At 57.0% G+C, this 2,652-nt stretch carries 4 protein-coding genes; all 4 read right to left on the bottom strand.

Going from position 1 to position 2,652, the window contains the following annotated elements:
- On the bottom strand, positions 1-383 hold a 383-nt coding region (locus AB4Y97_RS20835), incomplete at its 3' end, for an RHS repeat-associated core domain-containing protein (RefSeq protein WP_442000947.1).
- A 73-nt stretch (positions 384-456) separates the two neighbouring features.
- Positions 457-924: an Imm26 family immunity protein gene (locus AB4Y97_RS20840; RefSeq protein ID WP_442000948.1), complete on the bottom strand. Its 468-nt coding sequence runs from the start codon at positions 922-924 to the stop codon at positions 457-459.
- On the bottom strand, positions 924-1,271 hold the full coding sequence (locus tag AB4Y97_RS20845) for a hypothetical protein (RefSeq protein ID WP_442000949.1): 348 nt from the start codon (positions 1,269-1,271) through the stop codon (positions 924-926). The genes AB4Y97_RS20840 and AB4Y97_RS20845 overlap by 1 nt, the downstream gene beginning before the upstream one ends.
- A 400-nt stretch (positions 1,272-1,671) precedes the next feature.
- Positions 1,672-2,652 (bottom strand): RHS repeat-associated core domain-containing protein (locus AB4Y97_RS20850; protein WP_442000950.1); only part of this gene is annotated, 981 nt, incomplete at its 5' end.

A 2,652-nucleotide genomic window follows, 5' to 3' on the forward strand; every position in this document is an offset into this window, starting at 1 on the left:
GGATCTTTTGCGTTTCTAGCTCCAGCCTGCGCACCACTCAGCGCCCCCGCGAGAGCTCCCGCCAAATCCGCCGTCTGCACCCGTCCTTCGGCCTCCGCCCTGTCATCGTCATCCAAGGCGCCGGTGACGCTGTCGCTCGTGAATCCCCCGGTGTCACTGACCGAATTCCCGCCCGGGTCGTTCAAGTTGACCGGATTATTCAGCGCGTAGGCATAGCGATTGGTGCCCACCCCCGGCAGGGTCGGATCGAGGCTGTCGGGCGACAGGAAGCGGCCCGCCTTCGGGTCGTAGTAGCGCGCATTGAGATAAACCAGCCCGAGCTCGCCATCCTCGCGCTCGCCGAGGTAGCCGTGCGTGTCGAGCGCGTCGGCGCCGGACAGCACCAGCCTGTCGCCATAGGCCCGGTGTACGGCTTGAGCCTGATAGGCTTAATTCATCGCATAATCGATGCGGTGCTTAATTTTCGCTTAGGACTCTTGTCATGAAAAGCTCTACCGCACCCGCACCAAATAGTGAATTTTGTTCGAAGCCCGTTATTTCGGGCGGGACTGGCATCTCTTTTTCAATCTTAGTTAAATCGCTCTCAGAATATTGAATAAGGCGAGCACGTCTGGTCCCTTCCTCTCTCCATATAAAGTAAGGCATCGGCCATTCCTCTCGATTCCAGTTCGGTACCTCGCCGATAACCTGCCATTCACGTCTTATAAGGCGTAAATCACCGCACCGTATCCGCTTCAGCGCCTGATTCGGCTTCAGGCTCGCCACGTCATCAGGACCTGGGGGGGCATCGCGACGAGGGCCAAACAGGTAAACGAGAAGGCCGCCCCGCCGCCCAGCACGAGCAACAACACCGAGGGCATATCCATAATCTCGGAGCGGGAGGCTGAAACAGGAACCTTCACGATAGGGGAGCTTTGCCATCATCAATCCTCGAGAAAGCGGCGTGCCGCATCCATATATTCATCTCTGCGAGGATTTGTCGGGCTGATCGGATTAATTACGTTGAGCGGTGGCTGGTACTGATCATGTAGCATTTGCTCAAGCCCTCGTTGCTCGTTGCGAATGCCGGTCTCGTGAATTGGGTCGAACTTTAACCCCTCAAATCTTGGATCGCGCAAATGCTGCGCTTCACGCCTCGCAAAATCATTTGTTCGTCCTGTTCTCATGACATTTCCAGCCTCATCCTTAAGTGCATAGGTACCGCCCTTGGCAGCGGCTAAGTCCTCGATGACGCTTCGCTCGGCCTGGGTTTCAATCCCAAGCCCGTGCACGCCCTTCCCGGCGGCTTTTGCTCCCTTTTATGCAGGCAGACACTGCCTTGAGACCAGCGCCACCTTCATGCCGACGCTCTCGGAAGAAATCCTGCTCCGTTGCACTGCTTTCAAAAAATGGAGCTATTCTCCGGCAGGTAGCGGCCCCCTCTTCCAGAGTCCGCCTATACTTGCGCGTTCACTGAAATACCCCTTTGGGAGATTAAGTATCCCATTAAGAGATGGGTCTCGTTCCAACAAGTGATTAAGCCCAACCAGTCTCGGGATCGTATGGCTTCCACAATCCATTTTCCCACAAAGGAGTTGCCACGCCCCATCTCTATCATGTGATACCAACAATATATCTCTGCTATCCTTAAACACATGCTCACATACTACCGCAGCGATTTCCGGCTCAGAACTAGTCACTGAATTTGTTGTCATTCGATAGCACTCCGTTCCCGAGTGGAGAGATGTCTTGACTTGGCCGCACCTCATTCTCAAGCCCCCTTTGATTGGGAGGTGTCCACTCATCCCCTAGATCCTTATTACCCTTAGAACTATTGCAGGATTTGCAAGCTGCAGCACCGTTTTCTAACTCAGTGGCGCCGCCTTTTGACCAAGCTTTGATATGATCTCCTTGTATCGTATTAGGTTGTTTTTTCTCCAAAGTAAGCTCCTCACCGCAATATTCACATTTTCCTTTTGCCTTTTCAAAAAGTTCTTCTTTTTGCTTTCCGGTATATAAACGCCCCATTTCCGTAACTAATGGGCCCGATTTAACTGTGGGAGTTGTCGCGATCGGGTCAAGTTGCGGCATCGTCGGCGTCGTCACTGCCGGTACACCGGTATAGTCGCCCATCGGCGTGTGAACCGTCGTACCCACAGGAGCCGCCGGAGGCGTGCTCAACACTTGGCCGGCATAGCTGATCGCGTCACGCGCATAGGGTGCGGCAGCGACTGCCGCCACAACCGCTGTTCCTGCCAAGACCGCTGCTTGATAGGCGCCGTATGCCCCAAGAGCGGCGGCGGTGATGGCCTCTTGACCGCTCTTATCCAGCTTGTTCACCGGGTCATTCAGCGCATAGGCATAGCGGTTGGTGCCCACCCCGGGCAGCACCGGATCAAGGCTGTCGGGCGACAGAAACCGCCCCGCCTTCGGGTCGTAGTAGCGCGCATTGAGATAGATCAGCCCGAGCTCGCCATCCTCGCGCTCGCCGAGGTAGCCGTGCGTGTCGAGCGCGTCGGCGCCGGACAGCACCAGCCTGTCGCCATAGGCCCGGTGCACGGTCCTGGCCAGCACCGCCCCGCTTCCCGCCGCGCTCAGCCGGCGCGGCGAGCCGAGATGGTCGCGGTGCACGCTCGCCGCCTGCCCGCCCGGACCCGGCTGCAGCCGCACATC

Source organism: Microvirga sp. 2TAF3 (assembly GCF_052114965.1).
Lineage (GTDB): Bacteria > Pseudomonadota > Alphaproteobacteria > Rhizobiales > Beijerinckiaceae > Microvirga.

What these genes read in the sequence shown, in the direction of transcription:
- AB4Y97_RS20840 (WP_442000948.1), bottom strand. Translation starts at nt 924, where the DNA reads ATGATGGCAAAGCTCCCCTATCGTGAAGGTTCCTGTTTCAGCCTCCCG.